The following is a 445-nucleotide window of genomic DNA, read 5'->3' as shown; positions in this document are numbered from 1 at the left end:
CCCGAATTCACAAGATGATCGTTTATACGAAGTGAATCGTTTTGTGGAGAAACCAGAACAAGGAACTGCGCCATCTAATCTAGCGATTATGGGTAGATACGTTTTATCTCCTCAAATCTTTGATTATCTTGAGAATCAAACCGAAGGTAGTGGCGGAGAAATTCAATTAACAGATGCGATCGAACGTTTAAATAAAGATGATAAAGTTTATGCGTATGATTTTGAAGGACAACGCTATGATGTCGGAGAAAAAATTGGATTTGTGAAGACGACGATAGAGTACGCATTGAAAGATGAAGAAATGCGTGATGAAATTAAACGCTATATTCAAACATTAGATATTTAAGTAAAGGAGCTAGAACTTTGAGAGCACAATGGGAACAAAGAATATCTGAAAGTTTAGTTGAACAGTTTCATAACGTTCAAACAGAAGAAGAAGTAGCAA

General features: G+C 35.7%; 1 protein-coding gene. It reads left to right on the top strand.

The features are described from left to right. Positions 1–346 (top strand): sugar phosphate nucleotidyltransferase (locus tag ACJTHF_RS14045; protein ID WP_407812639.1); only part of this gene is annotated, 346 nt, incomplete at its 5' end. Between the last annotated feature and the right edge of the window lie 99 nt (positions 347–445).

The organism is Mammaliicoccus sp. RAM2, assembly GCF_045897195.1.
Lineage (GTDB): Bacteria > Bacillota > Bacilli > Staphylococcales > Staphylococcaceae > Mammaliicoccus > Mammaliicoccus sciuri.
Note: the sequence above shows the minus strand (reverse complement) of the source record. Positions and strands in the feature narration are given on the sequence as shown.